General features: G+C 66.2%; 16 protein-coding genes. 5 read left to right on the top strand and 11 right to left on the bottom strand.

Annotated features, from left to right (window positions below; translation table 11 throughout):
* Positions 1-4 precede the first annotated feature (4 nt).
* A complete protein-coding gene (locus ABIA70_RS16825; RefSeq protein WP_354148724.1) occupies positions 5-2,419 on the bottom strand; it encodes a hypothetical protein in 2,415 nt (804 codons plus the stop codon).
* A 35-nt stretch (positions 2,420-2,454) separates the two neighbouring features.
* Positions 2,455-3,141, bottom strand: a complete 687-nt coding sequence (locus tag ABIA70_RS16820; RefSeq protein ID WP_354148723.1) for a peptidoglycan-binding protein — start codon at positions 3,139-3,141, stop codon at positions 2,455-2,457.
* 227 nt (positions 3,142-3,368) lie between these two features.
* Here ABIA70_RS16820 and ABIA70_RS16815 point away from each other — a divergent pair, with 227 nt between their 5' ends.
* Positions 3,369-3,548 carry a hypothetical protein gene (locus tag ABIA70_RS16815; RefSeq protein ID WP_354148722.1) on the top strand — a complete coding sequence of 60 codons (180 nt, stop codon included), beginning with the start codon at positions 3,369-3,371 and terminating at the stop codon, positions 3,546-3,548.
* A 355-nt stretch (positions 3,549-3,903) separates the two neighbouring features.
* Here ABIA70_RS16815 and ABIA70_RS16810 read toward each other — a convergent pair whose 3' ends face one another.
* Positions 3,904-4,635: an SDR family NAD(P)-dependent oxidoreductase gene (locus tag ABIA70_RS16810; RefSeq protein WP_354148721.1), complete on the bottom strand. Its 732-nt coding sequence runs from the start codon at positions 4,633-4,635 to the stop codon at positions 3,904-3,906.
* Between the two features lie 167 nt (positions 4,636-4,802).
* On the opposite strand from ABIA70_RS16810, the gene ABIA70_RS16805 reads away from it, so the two are divergent.
* Positions 4,803-5,105, top strand: a complete 303-nt coding sequence (locus ABIA70_RS16805) for a DUF4193 domain-containing protein (RefSeq protein WP_354149032.1) — start codon at positions 4,803-4,805, stop codon at positions 5,103-5,105.
* Positions 5,106-5,135: 30 nt separating this feature from the next.
* On the opposite strand, the gene ABIA70_RS16800 is transcribed toward ABIA70_RS16805, so the two are convergent.
* The 3 genes from ABIA70_RS16800 to ABIA70_RS16790 form a co-directional block, all read right to left on the bottom strand.
* Complete coding sequence (locus tag ABIA70_RS16800; RefSeq protein WP_354148720.1) at positions 5,136-6,362, bottom strand: glycosyltransferase 87 family protein; 1,227 nt, start codon at positions 6,360-6,362, stop codon at positions 5,136-5,138.
* A gap of 61 nt (positions 6,363-6,423) precedes the next feature.
* On the bottom strand, positions 6,424-7,818 hold the full coding sequence (locus ABIA70_RS16795) for a glycosyltransferase family 87 protein (RefSeq protein ID WP_502917225.1): 1,395 nt from the start codon (positions 7,816-7,818) through the stop codon (positions 6,424-6,426).
* A 65-nt stretch (positions 7,819-7,883) separates the two neighbouring features.
* Positions 7,884-8,993, bottom strand: a complete 1,110-nt coding sequence (locus ABIA70_RS16790) for a GTP pyrophosphokinase (RefSeq protein ID WP_354148719.1) — start codon at positions 8,991-8,993, stop codon at positions 7,884-7,886.
* A gap of 100 nt (positions 8,994-9,093) precedes the next feature.
* Here ABIA70_RS16790 and ABIA70_RS16785 point away from each other — a divergent pair, with 100 nt between their 5' ends.
* Both ABIA70_RS16785 and ABIA70_RS16780 read left to right on the top strand, forming a co-directional pair.
* On the top strand, positions 9,094-10,101 hold the full coding sequence (locus tag ABIA70_RS16785; protein WP_354148718.1) for a ribokinase: 1,008 nt from the start codon (positions 9,094-9,096) through the stop codon (positions 10,099-10,101).
* Positions 10,098-10,727, top strand: coding sequence for a cation efflux transmembrane domain-containing protein (locus ABIA70_RS16780; RefSeq protein WP_354148717.1), 630 nt, complete (start codon positions 10,098-10,100; stop codon positions 10,725-10,727). Before ABIA70_RS16785 ends, ABIA70_RS16780 begins: the two co-directional genes overlap by 4 nt.
* 2 nt (positions 10,728-10,729) lie before the next feature.
* Here the strand turns inward: ABIA70_RS16780 and ABIA70_RS16775 are convergent, their stop codons facing one another.
* The 4 genes from ABIA70_RS16775 to ABIA70_RS16760 form a co-directional block, all read right to left on the bottom strand.
* Positions 10,730-11,611: an SDR family oxidoreductase gene (locus ABIA70_RS16775; RefSeq protein ID WP_354148716.1), complete on the bottom strand. Its 882-nt coding sequence runs from the start codon at positions 11,609-11,611 to the stop codon at positions 10,730-10,732.
* Positions 11,612-11,675: 64 nt separating this feature from the next.
* Positions 11,676-13,271: a succinic semialdehyde dehydrogenase gene (locus ABIA70_RS16770; RefSeq protein WP_354148715.1), complete on the bottom strand. Its 1,596-nt coding sequence runs from the start codon at positions 13,269-13,271 to the stop codon at positions 11,676-11,678.
* Between the two features lie 121 nt (positions 13,272-13,392).
* Entirely contained in the window at positions 13,393-14,352 is a 960-nt protein-coding gene (locus tag ABIA70_RS16765; RefSeq protein ID WP_354148714.1) for a polysaccharide deacetylase family protein, read from the bottom strand.
* An 18-nt stretch (positions 14,353-14,370) separates the two neighbouring features.
* Positions 14,371-15,900, bottom strand: a complete 1,530-nt coding sequence (locus ABIA70_RS16760; RefSeq protein WP_354148713.1) for a purine-cytosine permease family protein — start codon at positions 15,898-15,900, stop codon at positions 14,371-14,373.
* A 107-nt stretch (positions 15,901-16,007) separates the two neighbouring features.
* Between ABIA70_RS16760 and ABIA70_RS16755 the strand changes: the two genes are divergently transcribed.
* Positions 16,008-17,636 carry a helix-turn-helix domain-containing protein gene (locus ABIA70_RS16755; RefSeq protein WP_354148712.1) on the top strand — a complete coding sequence of 543 codons (1,629 nt, stop codon included), beginning with the start codon at positions 16,008-16,010 and terminating at the stop codon, positions 17,634-17,636.
* A gap of 99 nt (positions 17,637-17,735) precedes the next feature.
* Here the strand turns inward: ABIA70_RS16755 and ABIA70_RS16750 are convergent.
* Positions 17,736-18,275: BCCT family transporter (locus ABIA70_RS16750; RefSeq protein WP_354148711.1), on the bottom strand; the 540-nt coding region annotated here is incomplete at its 5' end.

The raw sequence follows: 18,275 nt of genomic DNA, 5'->3' as shown, positions 1-18,275 counted from the left end.
TTACTCACCCTCCAGTCGTCGTGGGAGCCGGTACCGGGATCACCAGGGTAGTGGCTGTCGGCTCCGCGGCGGGAGGTTCTGTTGCAGGGGTTGTTTCTGCAATCCCGCCGCTCGTGCCGGGTGCCGCCGTCGCCGTTCCAGATGGCACGGGTGCCGGCGCGGAGGCGGCAGGGGAAGGAACCAGGCCAACTCCGGATGTTGCACCCGGTGACGGCGTCGACGTCGTGGGCGTGGCTGCAGAGCCCGGCGTTGCGGGAGTTGCCGTGCCTTTTGCGGCGCTGGGGTCGGTCTGGACGATTTCCAGGATCTGTTCCTTGTAGGTGTTAAGACGTCCCTGGATTTCGGATAAGGAGACGTTTTGCAGGTTGCGGCCGTACTCGGCGATCTCCGCCCACAGGGCGTTGAGCCTGGCCATGCCGGCATCGCTCAGCGGTCCGTCCAAGGTAAGGACGAGCTGACTGGCCAGCGCGTACGTCAGGCAGCGGACGCAGTTGTAATTGGCGGCCGCAGACAGGTTCTCCGGGACAATCACATCTGCCTGGCCCACGATCAGCACCACCTGGAAGCCCACGGCCACCGCTGTGCAGTCAGCGCAGCTGGCGAAGGCATAGGCCTCATTGGTGGTATCCACGGGTCCGCCGCCTTCGGCCCACACGAGCGCGAACGCGACGTCGTAGGCAACGGAACCGTCCTCGGTGGTTACCGCCAGGGCCTGGTTGCCGTCCTCTGCCGGCGCCGCAGGCAGGTTGAACGGGAACACCCATGACGGCGCCGGCGCGGCCGCAGTGTCAGGCGCGGCACCTGCGGCCCCTGCTTTAGGCACCAGGACCATGCTGAGCTGGGGCTGTTCCCGGGTCGGTTTGGGGGTACCCGCAGGCCAGAGCGCGACCGTCTTGCCGGCCTGGCCTTCCCGCAGGGCCGTGTAATCGGACGCCGGGAAAATGGCTGTGGTGACGTCGGCCAGTGTGCCGCGATCGTACGGCTGGACCGGCCGGTACGATTCCGCACTCGGCCACCAGGCCCACGTCAGACCGGCCGCCACTGCCGCGACGGCGGCCATAGCGGTGGCCCGGTGGAAGGCCTTGCCACGGGTCTTTTTCCAGAGTCCGGTGGTCAGTTGCCGGATCAGCCGGACAAGGATGTAAAACATGCCCATAACGGGCAGGGCCACGGCTGCGATGGCCAGGGCACGAACCGCGGCGCCGGCGATATCCCCGGCCATCAGGCTTTCAGACAGCTTGAGCTGCTGCTGGAGGACGCTTGCCCACGCCGTGCCCAGGAGCCGCGGCAGGGAAAGTACCATCAGGACCAGGCTCACCAGCAGCAGGGGCACGGTGACCAGCACCCAGCCGGTGACAACCGCACGCGCCCAAGGCTTAAGTACCCCCGCCTCGGGGTCAGTCCGGCGCCAGGGCAGCAGCCCCAGCAGGGTCGGCTTGATGCGTTGGAAGAGGTCCGGGACACCGGTCGCATCGGCAAGGATGTGGTACCCGTCAAACCGAACCAAGGGAAGCAACTGCCTGACCATCTGGAGGATCTGGGTGACCACCACCAGCAGCAGGGCATCAAAGCCGGTCGCCCACCAGAGACCCATGATGGCCACCGACACGATCGCGTTGAAGTACAGCCCGCCCAGATCGGTGCGGATCCGGCCGCCACGGCCCAGCCGGTAGGAATCTGTGACATCCGTGAAGAAGGCGGGCCAGATCAGGTAGAGGCCGGCACCCATGGCTCCGGGCGTTGCCCCGCCGCGGCGGGCAGCGGCGGCATGACCGAATTCGTGGAACCCGGCAGACAGTACGGTCACGGCAAGGACGAGCAGGAGCAGTCCCGGGTTGGCGAACGCATCGTGGGTTGCGGATCCCAGTCCCTTGACCATAAGAACCCACCAGCACACGGCAATGAAAGCTGCGCACACAGCTGCAACAATCAGCGGGCTGAAGAGCACCGCGAACGGGGCCGTGAGCTTGCGGGTCCTCTCCGGATCCGTCACCGTGTAGCGGAAGCGCATGCCCAGCAGTGGATCGGCCTTCTTCACTTCCGGCTGTGAACCGTCTGCCAGCCGGAGCAAGCCCAGCGGGAGCAGCTGGGAGGAGACCAGGGTGCGGACATTGTCCCCGCTGACGAGCTTTCCGAAGCGGGCACTCACATGGTCGGCAACGTCATCGGCGGTGCGTTGACCGTCGATGGCCTCCAACACGAGGTAGAGCAGGCGGGTGAGCGCAATGGCCTGGCCATCTGCCCTGCGGACCAGCGACGGCGGTTCACGGTAGCCCGAACCTTTCGTTTCGCCGATCAGCTCTATGCCGTCCGCTCGGACCGGGACAGGGGTCGGATGGACCGCAAGCCCGGCGGTGGGGGACGCAGGAGAAGGCGGCGGGCCGTCCAGCCGGGACGGCCCGCCGTGCACTGTGCTCATGGATGCTTGTTCACGTGGGAGGTGGCGTCAGTTCTCTACTGCCGGAGATCGGACTGCTGGTCGGCGGAGGCGGTTGCGCTGCCGTCGATGTGCTGGCTGATAATGGCGTCCTGCTGCGCCACAGCAAAGGCGTCGCTGTCGATGGAACCGATGTTGGCCGCAACAGCGGCATCGATCGGTGCCGCCACGTTGGCATTGGCTGCCACAGCGCCGTTGATCGGCGCTGCAATGTCAGCCTGAGCGGCCAGGTCCACATTGACGTTCAGCAGGTCCCCGTCCAGGGCGGCGGAGGGATCCACCGGCAACGCGCCAACACCCGCCGCTCCGTCCTCGGGAAGGAGCCCGCCATCGGTGGTTCCGGCGTCAGCGGCGGTGCCGTCTCCGGCAGCCGTATCCGTGCCCTGGTCAATAGTGCTGTCCTGCGCGGAGTCTGCTGTGGCATCCGCCGTGATGCCCTGATCGATGATCACTCCCTGGTCAGCAAGGGCCTGCGATTCGGACCCGAAGGAGAGGATGTTCGCAGAGGCAGCCGCATCAATCGGGGCTGCGACGTTGGCATTGGCCGCCACAGCGAGATCGATCGGTGCCGCTGCGTTAATGCCCAGGTCCAGGTCGGCGTTCAGGTCCAGGACAGAAGCGACTTCCTTGTCCGGCAGTGCCGTGCCGCCCTGAGCCATCAGTTCTTCATCAGTAAGCGGGGTCAATCCCTGTTCGGTGCTCATGCATAACTCCATCCGGCACAGTCGCCGCTGCCCCCAGTGAGCAGATCTCCCATGTGCCTAGAACAACACAATACTAAGCATGATGATCATTCGTGGATATATCGGGGCTTCGCAGGCCTTCAGGGCCCGTCTTCCGGACGCGAAGCCTTTCCTGGATCAGGGTGTCCTGCTAGCCTGACAGTGGGTCAGGAAACGGCCGTCCCCTTCTGTCTTGGGATCCAGCCTTCGTGACTCCAACCAAAGCCATGACTGTTGCCTTGGGCCTTGCCGTCCGGGCCTTCACTCGGGTACCTGCCGGCACCGTCAAGGACGGCAACCACCTCATCACCTTGTCCTTTGCAGGCGACCACCCGGCGTCCTTTGCGGGCGACCACCAGGCATGGACGGTGCTTGTATGCCCGACGTGAGGCCGGTTCGAGTGGACCACCACACCGCTCAAGAACCAGAGAACCGCCCGTCAGACGCCGGAAGATGCGTTGTCCCTACAGCCAGTCTTCTCAGCCTTTACGAGACGCTGCAGTGGTCCCAGGGCTTCATTGAGTTAGAGGAGGCGGGGCAGCTTCTCTCCTTGGTTGAAGAGGAACTGCGTCGTCGGGCAGGTGAGGGGGAATCTGTGGCAGTCCCTACGGGGCTGGGGTGAACCGGCGGTTGTGGCCCAAAATTGGGGGGGCCACAACCGCGCCGAAGCAGGCGGGTTCGGCGGCCAGTCAAAAGGTTGAGTTTGGACTTTTGCCAGGCGCTTCTTCCCCCGAAAGAGCCGACTCAGCTGAGGCGCTCGCCCGTGACGCCGGCCAGGTGATTCAGCAGCGTGTCCTGGAACCCCAGCTCGTAAACCGCGGGGTGCGCTTTCCGCCGGTGCTGGTGATACCAGTAGCCGCCGCTCGTCAGCGCCTCCGGGTCCTCACTCGTGGCGAGCCATTCCTGGGTGAGGTGGCCCAGCCGCAGGTCATCCGGAGCGCCGGGACCGCCCATCTTGGTGGGCACCCAGCCAGGATCCACGGAGTTGCTGAGTACGTCAGGCCATAAACGGGCGACGGCGGCGCTCAAGGCGGTGACGTAAAGCTTGCTGTCGGAGTAGGTGGTTCGTTGTGACTGTCCGGTGTGCCCGCTTCCGGGCAGGGCTGCGCTGCCGCCGCGGTGCATGCCGCTGCTGACGTAGATCAGCCGGCGAGGGCGGTGGATGAGCGCGGTGAGAAGGTAGGGGGCCACCACGTTGACCTGGAAGATGTGAGGGCCGTTGTAAACGCCCGCATTGTGGATTACAGCGTCCACAGGGCCGCCGCGGTTCACCTGGGCTGCGACCCCGCGCGTTTCCTCCATGTCCGACAGGTCACCGGCCACGCCCGTGGCCCCGCGGTCAAGGAGATCCTGCATTGCAGCCAGCCGGACGGCGCTTCGGGCATGCACAATGACTTCATGGCCGTCGTCGACGAGGGACTGCGCCGTGGCCCGCCCGAGTCCGTCCGCGGAGCCTGTAATGAAAACACGCATCATCTCTCCTTCTTCTCCCCAGTAAGTTTGGCAGCACAACTTTCCGGACAATCCGGCGCAACCGCCTGCGTCGCACCCGGTTCTCCGGTACGGGAACAACGGCGGGGTGGTGTACGTTGCAGTCTCGTCAGAAAAGAAAAACAAATACGTCAGAAATGAGAATCACCCAAGTGGCAACCGATTACGACGAAGTCCGTTCCGACGTCAAGGAATCCCAGGACCGTTCCCTGGAGGCACTGCAGTCCGCGAACGCGCCGGATGCCCGCAGCGTCGTCAGCGAACTGGACCAGGCCGATGCACTCGATGAAGGCATGACCCCCGGGGGAGAGATTGTCAACGAAGAGCTCATCGTCCAGGTCATTCCCCAGGCCGCGGACGAGTTCACCTGCTATTCCTGTTTCCTGGTCCGGCACCGGTCCCAGCTCGCGCGGGAGAGCAACGGCCACAAGTACTGCATCGAGTGCGAGGGCTAAGACCCACGCCTCCAGCCGGGCCCCGCAGGCTCAGGCAGCTTTGGCCTCCGGCGCAACCGGCGTCTTCCGCCCCAGCTCCGCGGTCCGCTTCACCGACCACCACAGCAGCACCACCAGGAGCACGTTGCGGGTGGTGAGGATGGCAGCCATGACCGGGTGCGCGTGGATGAGCGGTGTGTAGAACAGCGGATAGATCACAAACGTGGTGACGGCGATGCCCATCAGCAGGGCGGCCGGGACCTTCCAGCGGTCCCAGTCGTGGGTGAGGCCGGCGATGATCACCGGCGCGAGCCAGATGATGAACTGCGGCGACCCCACCTTGTTGAACACGATGAACGCGGTGGTCATCATGAGGGCACCCTCAAGGAAAAGTTCTTCCCGCTCGGCTCCGCGCTTCAGCGCACGGATCAGCAGCACAGCGGCCACCACCGCCGCGAGGATCAGCAGCGGCTGCATCAGGAAAGCCGCCACAGACGCGCCCGGGCCGTAGACCTCGGTGGAGTTGATGGCCGTGTTGTCCGCCATCCTGGAGCCCGCAATATGGAACACGCTGAGCCACACCCAGGGCGTGGAGAACGTGGCTTCGAGCTGCATGCCGCGCTCGCCCTGGTTGGTCAGGAAGTCCAGGATGTGCGGCAGGCCGCCGGTCAGCCAGGTGCCCAGACCGACGACGGCGGTGACCGCCACCCCGGAGGCCAGCACCTGAAGGCGCTTCCGGCTGGCAATGATGATGGGCACCAGGACAGCCGCCGGAGCCACCTTGATCCACGTGGCAACGCTCAGCAGGATCCCGGCCACCACGGGGCGCTCGGCGGCGTAGAGCAGGGCAATCAGCACGATGGGCGCCGTGATGCCCTCCACCCGCGCGAAGCTCAGGTAACCCATAAAGACGGTGAAAAACAGCCACCACCACGCCGGGGCAATGGCCCGCACCTTCCGCCGTCCGCGGGTCAGGAAAGCGAGGCCGACGGCGTTGAGGGCCGTGATGATCAGGAACCAGGCCAGGAGGTACAGGTCCGGACCCGCGATGCCGGCGAGGAGGATAGGGATCTGTGCCAGCACCGGGTAGACCCAGGGGCTGATCTTGCCGTCGAGGCTTTCCGGGTTGTAACCATCCAGGGCCCACTGGCGGTACTGCTCGGTATCGCTGAACGTGTCGCCGTTGAGGAAGAAGGACGCCATCCAGCCCAGGAAGTACAGGTGGACCACGGCAAATCCCCACCACACGCTGGACGGGCGGGCGAACCAGTCCACCACGCGCGCGGGCAGGAGGGTGCCGCGGACGCGGACCAGCCGGTCAAAGAACTTCGTGGAAATGTCAGGACTCCTTGAGCGCGGGGACTGACACGGAAGTTTTTTTGCCCAGTGAATACAGGCGGCGCACCGACCACAGGAACAGGACCACCAGCAGTACGTTGCGGATGGTCAGAACCCCGGCCATGAGCGGGTTGTTGTGGCTGAGGGCGTCATAGAACAGCGGGTAGATGAAGAACGTGGCCACGGCGATGGCGATCAGCATTGCCGCCGGAACCCGCCATTCGCGCCAGCTGTGCGCCAGGCCGACCGCCACGGCAGGGGCCAGCCACACCATGAACTGGGGGGAGCCCACCTTGTTGAACACCACAAAAGCGGTGGCAAGGGTCAGGGCCCCGGCGAGCAGCAGTTCCGTGCGGTCTACGCCGCCGTCGGGCTGGCTGCTGCCGTTGATTTTGCCGTTGTGCAGTGCCCAGAACGTCAGGCCGGCAACGAGGAGGGCGGCCAGGATGAGGAGCGGCTGCATCAGGAAGGACATGACGGCCGTACCGGGCCCGTCCACCTGCATGGAGTTGATGTCAGTGTTCATATACATCCGGGAATCGCCGACGTTCAGCACGGCAAGCCACAGCCACGGGGTGGTGAAGGTGGCCTCGAGCTGCATGCCGCGGTCACCCTGCTGGGTGAGGAAGTTCAGGAGCCTGGGCACAGTGCCAAGGACGGCGGCCAGGGCGACGACGGCCGCGGAGGTCACGACGCCGGCAAGCACCACCAGCAGCCGGTTCTTGACCACGGCGAAGAGCGCCAGCATGATGGCGGCCGGCCAGACCTTCATCCAGGTGCCGATGCTGAGCAGGACGGACGCGATGAACGGGCGCTGCACTCCGTAGGCCAGGGCCACCAGCACGATCGGCGCTGTCAGGCCGTCCACTCGGGCGAAGCCCAGCCAGCCCAGGAGCAGGGTGAACACGAGCCACCACCAGCCGGCGGGGATTGCGCCCTGGTTGCGGCCGCGGTCCGTGAGCTTCAGCAGGCCCCACCCGTTGAGCAGGCTGGTCATCAAGACCCAGAGGAAGAAGAAGGGGCCGGGCCCGGCCAGGCCGGCGACGGCCATGGGGATCAGCGCCAGGATGGGGTAGACCCAGGGGCTGGGCCCGCCGCTGAGGTTTGCCTCGTTGAACCCGGCCAGCGCCCACTCGCGGTAGATGAAGGTGTCGCTGAAGGCTTCGCCGCGTGACGAGAGCAGGGCTGCAAATATCAGGAAGCCCAGGTGCACGGCGATGTAGCCCACCAGCAGGCCCCGCGGCGTGTTAAGCCAGGACCGTGCGGCGGGCGGAAGGATGACGTTGCGGATCCGGGTGAGCGTACCGAAGAATGCGTCCGTGGAAATGGCGGAATCCTTGTCAGAGAGGGGCAGAACAGGTGCCGGATCTTGCCGCTGGGCTGGAACCGGGAGCATCGGGTCCGTTGCAACAGCCCTGTGTCAAGGGTAGTTGAATGCCGGCAGTGCCCAATAATCCCGCCCTACGGTGACTTGGAGTGCCGGTACCGCTCGATCTGCTTGAGCCGCCGCAGGAGGCTGTCGCGCCGCGGGTGCGGGACGACGTCGGGCGCCTCGGCGGTGAGGTCGATGTGCCTGGTGCCGTACTGCCAGAGCAGCAGGTCATCCAGCAGGCGGTCAGGGCCGGGGGAGTAGCGGTGATCGAGCGCCCTGCGGACTTCCGTGATCCGCTGGGCGCTGAGCAGGGCGGCCAGCTGCATGGTCTGGTTAAGGCCGTGGGCCGCCATCAGTTCAGCTGCCCACCCCCAGTCGTCATCGACTTTGCGGTCCACGTGCGGCAGCAGCGTGCGCCAGACATCGCGGATCCGGTTGGGGGTAAGCGGCGCCGCACCCTCGCCTTCCATGTCCCAGTAGCTGCGGACTTCCTCGTAGCGTTCGTGCAGGTCCGCGAAGGCGCTTTCCACCGTTTCCAGCATGGCCGCGGTGGCGGTGAACTGCCGGTCGAAGTGCGGTGTCCAGGCGCGCGGGTCCTCGGCCTTGAAGCGGATGTCGTGCTCGATCTCGCTCCACGCGTGCGCGAAGACCGTGCGGATCTGGCACTCGAAGAAATAGCTGCCGTTGGGCTGGACATCCGGGTTGAAGACGGACTGGTACTCCTTGACGGCCTCATTCTGGATGGTGCGCAGGATCAGGTGCCGGCTGGAGTAGCCGTACGTGCCTGACTCGATGGAGCCGATGTCCTTTTCCCGGTCCCCGCGGCAGTCGAACACCTGGCGCTGGCGTTTGATGATGTTTGCCACCAGGGCGTTCTCCGTGGGCAGCTTGGTGATGACGCGGACCCCCACCATGTCGTTCAGGGTGCGGAACGGGTCCGGGAACTTCAGCACCGGCGGCCCGCCGGGCTCCAGCGGCTCCTCGATCCTTGAGATCTTCTCCCGGAACGACTCCACCGATTTGGTGCGGCCGGTGACGAACAGCGGCGTGACCTCGGTGTCCTTGAGCATGCCCCGGAGGATATGGAGGACATCACGCGTGACCAGTTTCAGGGCAGGGCGGACGCGCTCATAGGTGGCGACGTTCTCCTCCACGGATTCCCGGAGGCTGACGTCCAGGCTGTCCCAGTTACTCGGCATGTCCCCAGCTTACGGCGGGGGTGTGACAGGAACGCGTGACGGCGACGTCTTGGTGGAGGTGTGACCGTTCCGCCGCGCACCGTGCGGTACGGTCGACTTCATGCGCAACGGTCACGGCCCCGCCCAGTCCTCCGACGGACACGCCGCCGCAGTCGGGGCCGGGCGCATCGTCGTCGTCGGATCCCTGAATGCGGACCTCACGGTCTACTGCGAGCGTCTTCCACGTCCGGGGGAGACGGTCCGCGGCCGCGGATTCGCTGTCAGTCCCGGCGGAAAGAGCGCCAACCAGGCCGTCGCTGCCAGCCTGTTGGGCGGCGACGTGAGCCTGGTCGGGGCAGTGGGGGATGACGCCAACGCTGACCTGCTGCTGTCCTCCGCGGTCGGTGCGGGAGTCGACGTCGGGCACGTCCGACGTGCCGGAACGGAGACGGGCGTCGCGGTCATCGCCGTCGACGCCAACGGCGAAAACACCATCATCATTTCGGCCGGCGCCAACGGCACCCTGTCGCCGGCGGACGTGGCGGCGGCAGCGGACGTACTGGACGGCGCCGCCGTCGTCTGCCTCTGCCTCGAAGTCAGCATGGCCACTGTCCTGGCGGCTGCACAGGCAGGGCACGACGCCGGCGCAACAGTGCTGCTGAACCTCTCACCCTACGCCGGGGTTCCGTCAGCCGTGACAGAACTGACCGACGTCCTGCTGGTCAACACCCACGAGGCCACACTTTTCCTCGGGGACGGCGCCTTCCCCGGACCTGATGCCGCCGGTGCCGAATGGGATAACGTGCGGGAGCGGTTCGCCGACCGGGGAATCAGGCAGGCCGTGGTGACGCTGGGTCCACAGGGATCGGTGGTGCTTGATTCCCTGGCGACAGAGGACAGGCGCGTGCTCCGGGTGTCCTCCCCAGAGGTGAAGGCCGTGGATACCACGGGCGCCGGTGACGCCTTCACCGGAGCCGTTGCCTTCAGGCTGGCGGCCGGCGCGACGCTGGCCGACGCGGCTGCTTTCGCCTCCGTTGCGGCGGCCCTGGCCACCACCAGCAAAGGGACCCAGGCGGCATATCCGGAGGCGGCTGATGTACAAACGTTCTTCGAGAGAGGGCCACGATGACCACTGACCAGGACGCCCAGGACCTTAGCCGGCGGCTTAAACGCGCGGTTCTGCTCGTCGCCGGGCTGAACCTCGCGTATTTCTTCGTCGAGTTCACGGTGGCGTTGGCGATCGGCTCGGTATCCCTGTTTGCCGACAGCGTGGACTTCCTCGAAGACACTGCGATCAACCTGTTGATCTTCCTGGCACTGGGCTGGTCACTGCACCGCCAAGCACTTGCCGGGAAGGCGATGGCTCTCTTCATCCTGGTCCCGGCGTTGGCGGCGGGCTGGCAGGCGGTCATCAAGTTCACCGATCCGGAGCCCCCGGACCCGTTGTCGCTGATGGTGACCGCTGGCGGTGCGGTGATCGTCAACCTGGCGTGTTCGCTCGTCCTGGCCCGGTTCCGGCACCACGGCAGCTCGATGTCCAAGGCGGCGTTCCTTTCAGCCCGCAACGACGTGCTGATCAATGTGGCCATCATCGCCATGGGCGTCCTGACCATCTGGACGGCCTCCGGCTGGCCCGATCTGGTGCTGGGCACGGTCATCGTCCTCCTCAATATCCGCGCGGCAAAAGAGGTCTGGGAAACGGCGGAGGAAGAACGGCTGGCCGCAAAGGCGCTGGCCGGGGAGGAAATCGACTGAAACTACTCCACGTTCGGGCCGGTCTTGACCGGCTGCTCAACTGCGGGGCCTTTGTCCCCGGGCCGGCCGGTGAAATGGTCCATGGTCCGGTTAATGCCCAGGAAATCCATCAGCCGGTCGAAGCCTGCGACCGGAAGGATACGGGCCGCCGGAACCAGGTTCACGAGCGGCGGGAAAACCAGCTTCTCGCGGCCGGCCTCAATCCCGTCCAGGATCTTCGCCGCCACCTCTTCCTCCTTGAGGATGGGCAGCAGCAGCGGGAACCGGGTCCTCACGCCGTCGAACATGCCGGTATCGATGTAGTAGGGGCACACCACCATGGTCCTGACCCCGGCACCGTCGCTCCCCCCGCTGCGCAGCTCCGCGCGAAGTTCGGCGCGCAGCGACTCGTTGAATCCGAACGCCGCGAACTTGCTGGCTGAGTAATCCGTCTGCCTGGCCACCCCCACCAGCCCTGCCGCGCTCGCGATGGTGACCACCGTTCCGCTTCCACGGCCGGTCATCCCCGGCAGGAAAGCCCGCGTCACCCAGTAGAGGGCAAGCACGTTGACGTTGAAGGTCCGTTCGATGTCCTCGTCGGCAGCGTCAAGAAGAAGCTGGCCGCTGACCACACCCGCATTGTTGATCAGCACGTCAACGGGCCCGGCTTCGGCGGCTGCGGTCTGCACGGCCTCCTTGTCCGCAATGTTGACCGTCTGCGCTTCGGCTGCGCCGCCCCCGGCGCGGATTTCATCGCGGACATTCCTGCCGCCGTCGGCCGCCAGATCCCAGATCACCACGCGGGCGCCGCGGCGTGCGGCCAACAGGGCCATGCGGCGGCCCAGTCCGCTCCCGCCGCCGGTGACCAGTACGGTGCTGCCGGACAGCTTGGTTCCATGGGCCATATCAGGTCTCCTGGTGGTTCGTTTGGGACGGCGCCGGTGTATGCGGCCGTGGGAAACTCATGCCTTAACTCATGCCGCTCAGGGGGAACCGGCTCATGACCTTAACTGCTGCCTTCATGATCCGGGCGTATTTCTCGTTCTTCATTCCGGGAGGAGGGCCCACCGGGAGCAGCCGCTGCAGGGACACGGTCTGCGCCTCCGTGTATTTGAGCATGCCTTCCCGGCCGTGGCGCCGCCCCGTTCCGGATTCCTTCATGCCGCCTATCGGGGCATCATGGGACGCCCAGGTTGCGGCGTACCCGTCGTTGACGTTGACCGTCCCGGCCAGCAGGCGCCGGGCCATCGAGACGCCGTGGCGGGCAGACCACACGCTGGCATTGAGTCCGTACTCGGAGTCGTTGGCCAGGGCCACGGCTTCGGCGTCGTCCTTCACCGCGTACACAGCAACAACGGGCCCGAACGTCTCCTCCCGCGCGAGGAGCATTTCGTCGGTCACGCCGGTGAGGATGGTGGGCTCGTAGAACAACGGACCGAGATCCGGCCGCGCGCGGCCTCCGGTGACGAGCCGCGCCCCCTTGGCCACCGCGTCCTGGACATGGGCGTTGACCGTCTCCAGCTGTTTGGTGCTGATCAGAGACCCCATCCCGACGTCCCAATCCGGCCCCGCACCAAGGCGCACTCCCCGGGTCTCGGCTGTGAAGGCTGCCAGGAACGGCTCGAAGACGTCGCGGTGGACGTAAATCCGCTCAATGCTGACGCACAGCTGGCCGGAGTTGGAAAAACACGCATGCACGGCGCCCCGGGCTGCCTTGGCAACGTCCGCGTCGGCAAGGACCAGCATCGGATTCTTCCCGCCAAGCTCGGCCGAAAACCCAATGAGCCGCCCGGCGCACTGCGTGGCCACCATCTTTCCGGTGGCCGAAGAGCCCGTAAACATGACGAAGTCCACGCGTTCGATGATGGCCGAACCCAGCAACGGCCCGGGCCCCGTGACGATTTGGAACAGGTCCTGCGGAAGCCCTGCCTCCCGCAGCAGCTCCAGGGCGAGCAGCGCAGTGAAGGGCGTCTGCGAATCCGGCTTGAGCACAACGCCGTTGCCGGCGAGGAGGGCGGGAAGGGCGTCCGAAACAGCGAGGGTCAGGGGATAGTTCCAGGGGCTGATGATCCCGACCACGCCCTTGGGCAGGCGGTGTTCCACCGTGCTGGTCAGGAGGGGCGCAGCCCCCTTCCGGCGGGCGGGCCGGAGATACCGCGGGGCAGTCCGCTCGTAGTAGCTGGCGGTCAGGGCGACGTCCGCAAGTTCCTCGAACGCACTGAGCCGTGACTTTCCGCTTTCGGCCTGGACCATGTCCAGGACCTCCGGCTCCCGCTCCAGGAGGAGGTCGCGGAACCGCCGGATGACCGCGCGGCGCTCGTTCAGCGGAACCGCTGCCCATGTGCGCTGGGCAGTTCGGGCGCTGACGACGGCGGCATCGACGTCGTCCGCTGTGCAGGCTGGAACTTCGCCCACCAGATTGCCGTCGAACGGAGCGTGCGATGCCTGGGTGGGCCGGCCACGGGCGGCGGTCACGAGTGAGGCGAGACCGGAAGCGCTGGCAGGGGCGCGCCACCCGCGGCTCTCAAGCGCCGACGTCGGGCCCGGTTCCGTCGTGCTGGTCATGGTGCGTTCCCCTCATCCGGCAATAACACTCCTGAGCCTAACCGCCACGCCGCGTCCTGGGCCGGAAACAGGAAAACTCCCGCCGGAAGGAATCCGACGGGAGTTTTCGTGTCCCGGCAGCTCAGCCGAGGCTGGCGGTTGGTTTTGTCTGGCGGAGCGTGGACGGCGTGAACCTTGCACCCGTGTCCGGGAAGGACGGGACCTCGATCCGGGCGTGCCCGTGGACCTCCTGGACGGTGCGCCGGGTGTGCTGGGCGATCTCCTCCATGGTAGTGACCCACATGCCGTCCATGGACTTGACCCGTTCAATCAGCTTTTCCAGGGCGACTGCCTTGGAGGGCCGGCCGGAGATGAACGGGTGGTTGGTCAGGACGAAGCAGCTTCCCTGCGCGTGGTGGGCCTCGGCCTCGAGGGTCCACATCTCAAGCACCTTGGCCGGGCTCTCAATGACGCCGCTGCCGGTCACGCCCGGATAGAAGGCGTACTGCTCCCAGTCGTCCAGGGCCCAGTCCACCGGGATCTCCACGATGTCCCGGCTGTCACCCGGGGCGACGCTGAAGCGGTAGGGGGCGTCGCCGTCGAGCAGGCTCGAATCGTAGAGGAAACCGCGGTCCGCGAGCAGTGCGGGGGAGTGCCAGTTCAGTTCCCACCACGGTGCGCGGTAGCCAACAGGCTCGACGCCGGCAGCCTTGGCCAGTGCCTCCAGCCCCCGGTCGATGTACCGGCCCTCCGTCTCGGCGTCGATGCCCTGCATCGGTTCGTGCAGGTAGCCGTGGTGCGCCACCTCGTGCCCGGCGTCCACAATGCGGCGGACGGTGTCCGGGTAGCACTCGGCGGTGAAGCCGGGGACGAAGAACGTGGCCCGGATGTCCTGCCGCTGCAGGATCTGCAGCAGCCGCGGAACGGCAACCTTGGGTCCGTAGGACTGGTGGGTCATGAGGGACATCCGCTTGGTGCTCTTCGGATCGTGCGCGATGGTGCAGGATTCGGCGTCGACGTCGAAGGTGAAGGAGGCGGCTGCCTGCTTGCCCTCGGGCCAGGTGATCGGGTGGGCGGAGTCGGCGAATGCGTCGAAGGTCATATCAGGGGTTCCTATGGTTCAGATTTCGGCAGGTGCGCTGGACCGGGTGGTGAAGCGCAGGTCTGCCGTGGCCTGGGCAACGGTGGCGGCCGGCAGTGCGGAGTCCAGGTGCCTGCGGTGGTACGCCGGGCCCAGGAGGGCGTAGCAGCCGGCGCTGGCCAGGCCGCCTGCGAGCCATGACAGGTCCCAGCCGCCCAGGGCCACGGCGATGGGGCCCTGCATTGCCGGAACGAGTCCGTACATGAACAGCCAGGTAGCGAAGATGCCTACAAGGAGGGAGATGACCCCTGCCCAGTTGACGCCGGGGAGGCGCTTGGTACCGACCGCGTCAAACAGCCGCTCCGGGTTGCCCGGCCATTTCTTATCGATCCAGAAGTAGTGGACCAGCATGACTCCGCCCCAGGCGGCAACCCATGCCACCAGCCCGATGAGCCAGGCGTCCAGGACGGCGGCGAAGTCTTCCTGGAAGATGAAGAACACGACGGCGGCGAGCGAGAAGACGCCGACGAACAGGTTGAGCTTGCGGCGGCTGATGGTGATATCCAGCGCCTGAGTGGCCACAGAGAAGGTGTAGATGTTCAGGATGTTGGTGGCGATAGGTCCGTGCAGCACCATCAGCAGGACGGGCAGTGCCATGACTCCGAAGTTCTGGACGATGAGTTTTCCGGGGTCGATCTCACCGCTGTTGGTGGCCAGGCTGGCGCCGAGGATGCCCAGCCACACCACGGGGATGAACTGGCCCAATACTGAGGCCAGGTAGACCTTCTTCTTGGGAACTTCGGTGCTGACAAACCGGGAGTAGTCGGCGGCGTACGTGAACCAGGTGATGCCCCAGCCGATGCCGATTGCCGTCATCACGGCGCTCATGGCCGCGATCCGGTCTGAACCTTCGAGGATCTGACCGGCAGGGCCGGCGTAGCCCCAGTCGATCTTCATGCCGAACCATGCCACTGCGGACATCACGGCGAGGATGATGATGGTGGGCGGTACGGTCCACTTTTCGAAGGCCGCGATGGCCTTGTAGCCGAACCAGGCGATGGCAACCTGTGCGGCCATGATGGCGGTGGCCACACCGATCTTCCAGGCGTAGTTGTGGGCTTCGGGATCAACCCAGCCGAGTGTTCCGAAGAGGGCCATGACCAGGTCCAGGATGATCCAGGTGTTGACCGCGCACCAGCCGATCACCAGGAGCGCCTGGATGGCTGCGGGGAGGTAGTTGCCGCGGCGTCCGAAGGCGGCGCGGGCCAGGACCATGCCGGTGGCGCCGGTCTTCTGGCCGAGCAGGACAAAGCAGCCGAACAGCAGCATGCCGATCAGGTTCCCCAGAACCAGGACGGTGACCGTGTCGGCAAAGCCGAGGCCGAGATGGATGCCGAGCGCACCGAGCACCCAGTTGATCGGTGCAAGGTTCGCGCCGGCCCAGATCCAGAACTGGCCGGAAACTTTGTGCGTGCGCTGGGACTCGGGAATGGGCTGAAGCCAGGCTTCGCAGTCTTCGGTCGGCGTCGTTGCCGGCCCGGACTGTGTTGCGGAGAGGTTGTCGTGCATGGGGGAGCCTCCATGAGTAAAAGGGATAGATCCAGATTATGTGGCCCATGCCACAACTGCCATATACCATGTGTATTAAAATCTGTTGTTCTGCCTGACGGAGTGTCATGTCTATACGGTTGCTGGATGTTTTGAAACATTCCACCCTCACCCCCGCCGATCCCGTGATCCGCGCCAGCGCGGCGATCGCGGCAGAGACGCAGCTCCGCTGGATCCACTCCAGTGAGGTTCTGGACATCGCCCCGTTACTTGGGGGCGGGGAACTGCTGCTCACCGGCGGCCAGGCGCTGGCCTCGGCAACTGATAAAAGGCGGATCGGCTACATCTGGGAGCTCGCGGAGCGGGGGGTGGCCGCGCTCGCGATAGAGACGGGGGCGGCGTTGCCCTCCATCCCGTCGTCGATGGTTTCAGCAGCGCAGGCCGCCGGGCTTCCGCTCGTGGAGCTTCGCAAGCAGGTGCCCTTTGTGGGTGTCATGGAAGCCATCAACTCACTGCTGGTGAGCGAATCCGCCGGCCAGCTGCAGCAGGCGGACCAGACCAGCCATGCGATGGCGGTGGAGCTGGCCCATGGCAGCAGCCTCGACCGGGTCCTGGCCGTGCTGGCGGATGCCACCGGTTCGGAAGTGGTCCTGACGTCCACCGCGGGGGTTACCCTTGCCAGCGCATTGCCGGCCGGTCATTCTGAGGAGGCCCAAGCCGGGCAGTCCCAAAACGATGCACCGGCCGGGGCCGGGCAGGATCATGTCCGCGACATCCATGTTGACGTCGCTGTCCGGGGCATACCTTCTGCGCGCCTTACCCTCTTCGTCCGCGGTGAAGCTGACGTCAACCTGGCCCGGATCGCGGGATCCCGCTCGGTGGACATCCTGGCGCTTGCCCTGCTGCAGCGGATGCCGCCCGGCCTCAAGGAGATGGCGGGTGCGGCGCTGATCCGCGCCGTCGATTCCGGAACACAGAACTGGCGGCTCCAGCAGCTCGCGCCGGCCGCGGGCATCGCGGTGTACGCGCAGCTCGTGGCGGTTGTTGTCCGTTCCGCGGGGTCCCGGCAGATCCGCACGAACGTGGAACACCTGCTGGACCGTGTGGGGCAGCACAGCGTCAGCTACGCGGACAACGCCGAGTTGCTTGCGCTGGTTGCCCTGCACCCGGACAACGTCCAGGAGGACCGGAACGCGATCGTGGCCGGGCTGCAGTCGATTGCCGCGGCGGAAGGGATTGTCAGTGCGGTAGGGCCGGTGGCCTCGGGCATCTCCACCGCGCCGTGGTCCCTCACGGAGGCCCGGCTCACGTTGGAACTGGCTGCCGACGGCGGGCCGGGCCGCGCGCGGCCCGGACAGTCCGGCGCTGCCCTCGACGCCGAGGCCTTCGCCGTGGAACGGCTCGCCTTCCATTCCCTGGGCGAAGGACTGCGCACCGACTTCGTCCGCCAGCAGCTGGGCGCCGTCCTTGACTACGATGCCCAGCGCCGGTCCCTGCTGGTGGAGACGCTCAGGGTCTGGCTGGATTCAGGCTGCAACACGGCGCAGGCTGCGCGGGAACTGCATCTGGAGCGCCAGTCGATGCACCAGCGTCTGCAGCGCATCTTCTCACTCTGCGGCGGCGACCCCCGCGGCACCGGCAGGCTGGCGGCGCTGCACCTCGCGACGAGGCTTGTGCGGCTGCCCGGCCCGGTAACTTCTGGCCTCAACCAGGGCGCGCAGCAGGCAACCAGCGCCACGCTTCCGGTCCGCGGGTGAACGTGGATTTGTTTACCATGCGTGGGGGTGGGGGTGTGCCCCGGTGGCACGGGCTGGGGGCCGTGTGCCACCGGGGCGGGGTGTTTGTTGGTGGTGGGTTTAGTGTGTGTTCGGGTTTGGTTGCGGGGGCGTGGTGGTGAGGATGGTGCCTGTGTGGGTGCCGCCTTGGTGGGAGTCGGGGTCGGGGCATGTGTCGGCGCAGTCGTGTTTGGTGACGAGGTCGAATTGGATGCCGCCGTGTTGTTCCATGCCGGTTTTGATGGCGCGTTCGACGACGGATGTGGCCAGGCGGCGTCGGAGGGAGAGGGGGTCGCGGCGCAGGTCTTTGGTGAGGGCGAAGCAGAGCAGGAGCATGACGAGGATGAAGGGCAGGGCTGCGACGATGGTGATGCGTTGCAGGCCGGCGAGGGCTTCGGAGGGTTCGTCGCCGCCGGCGAGGAGCATGACTGCGGCGACGGCGCCGGTGAGGGTGCCCCAGAAGATCACTACTCCGCGGCGGGGGTGTTCGGCGCCGTTGGAGCTTAGTGATCCCATCACGATGGAAGCGGCGTCGGCGCCGGTGATGAAGAAGATTGCGACCAGGACCATGGCCAGGACGATGACGGCGGCGGTGAGCCAGCCGGGCATGCCGAGGTTTTT

It is taken from the genome of Arthrobacter sp. 754, from assembly GCF_040548695.1.
Lineage (GTDB): Bacteria > Actinomycetota > Actinomycetes > Actinomycetales > Micrococcaceae > Arthrobacter.
The sequence above is the reverse complement of the archived record's forward strand: the minus strand, read 5'-3'. Positions and strand labels throughout refer to the sequence as shown.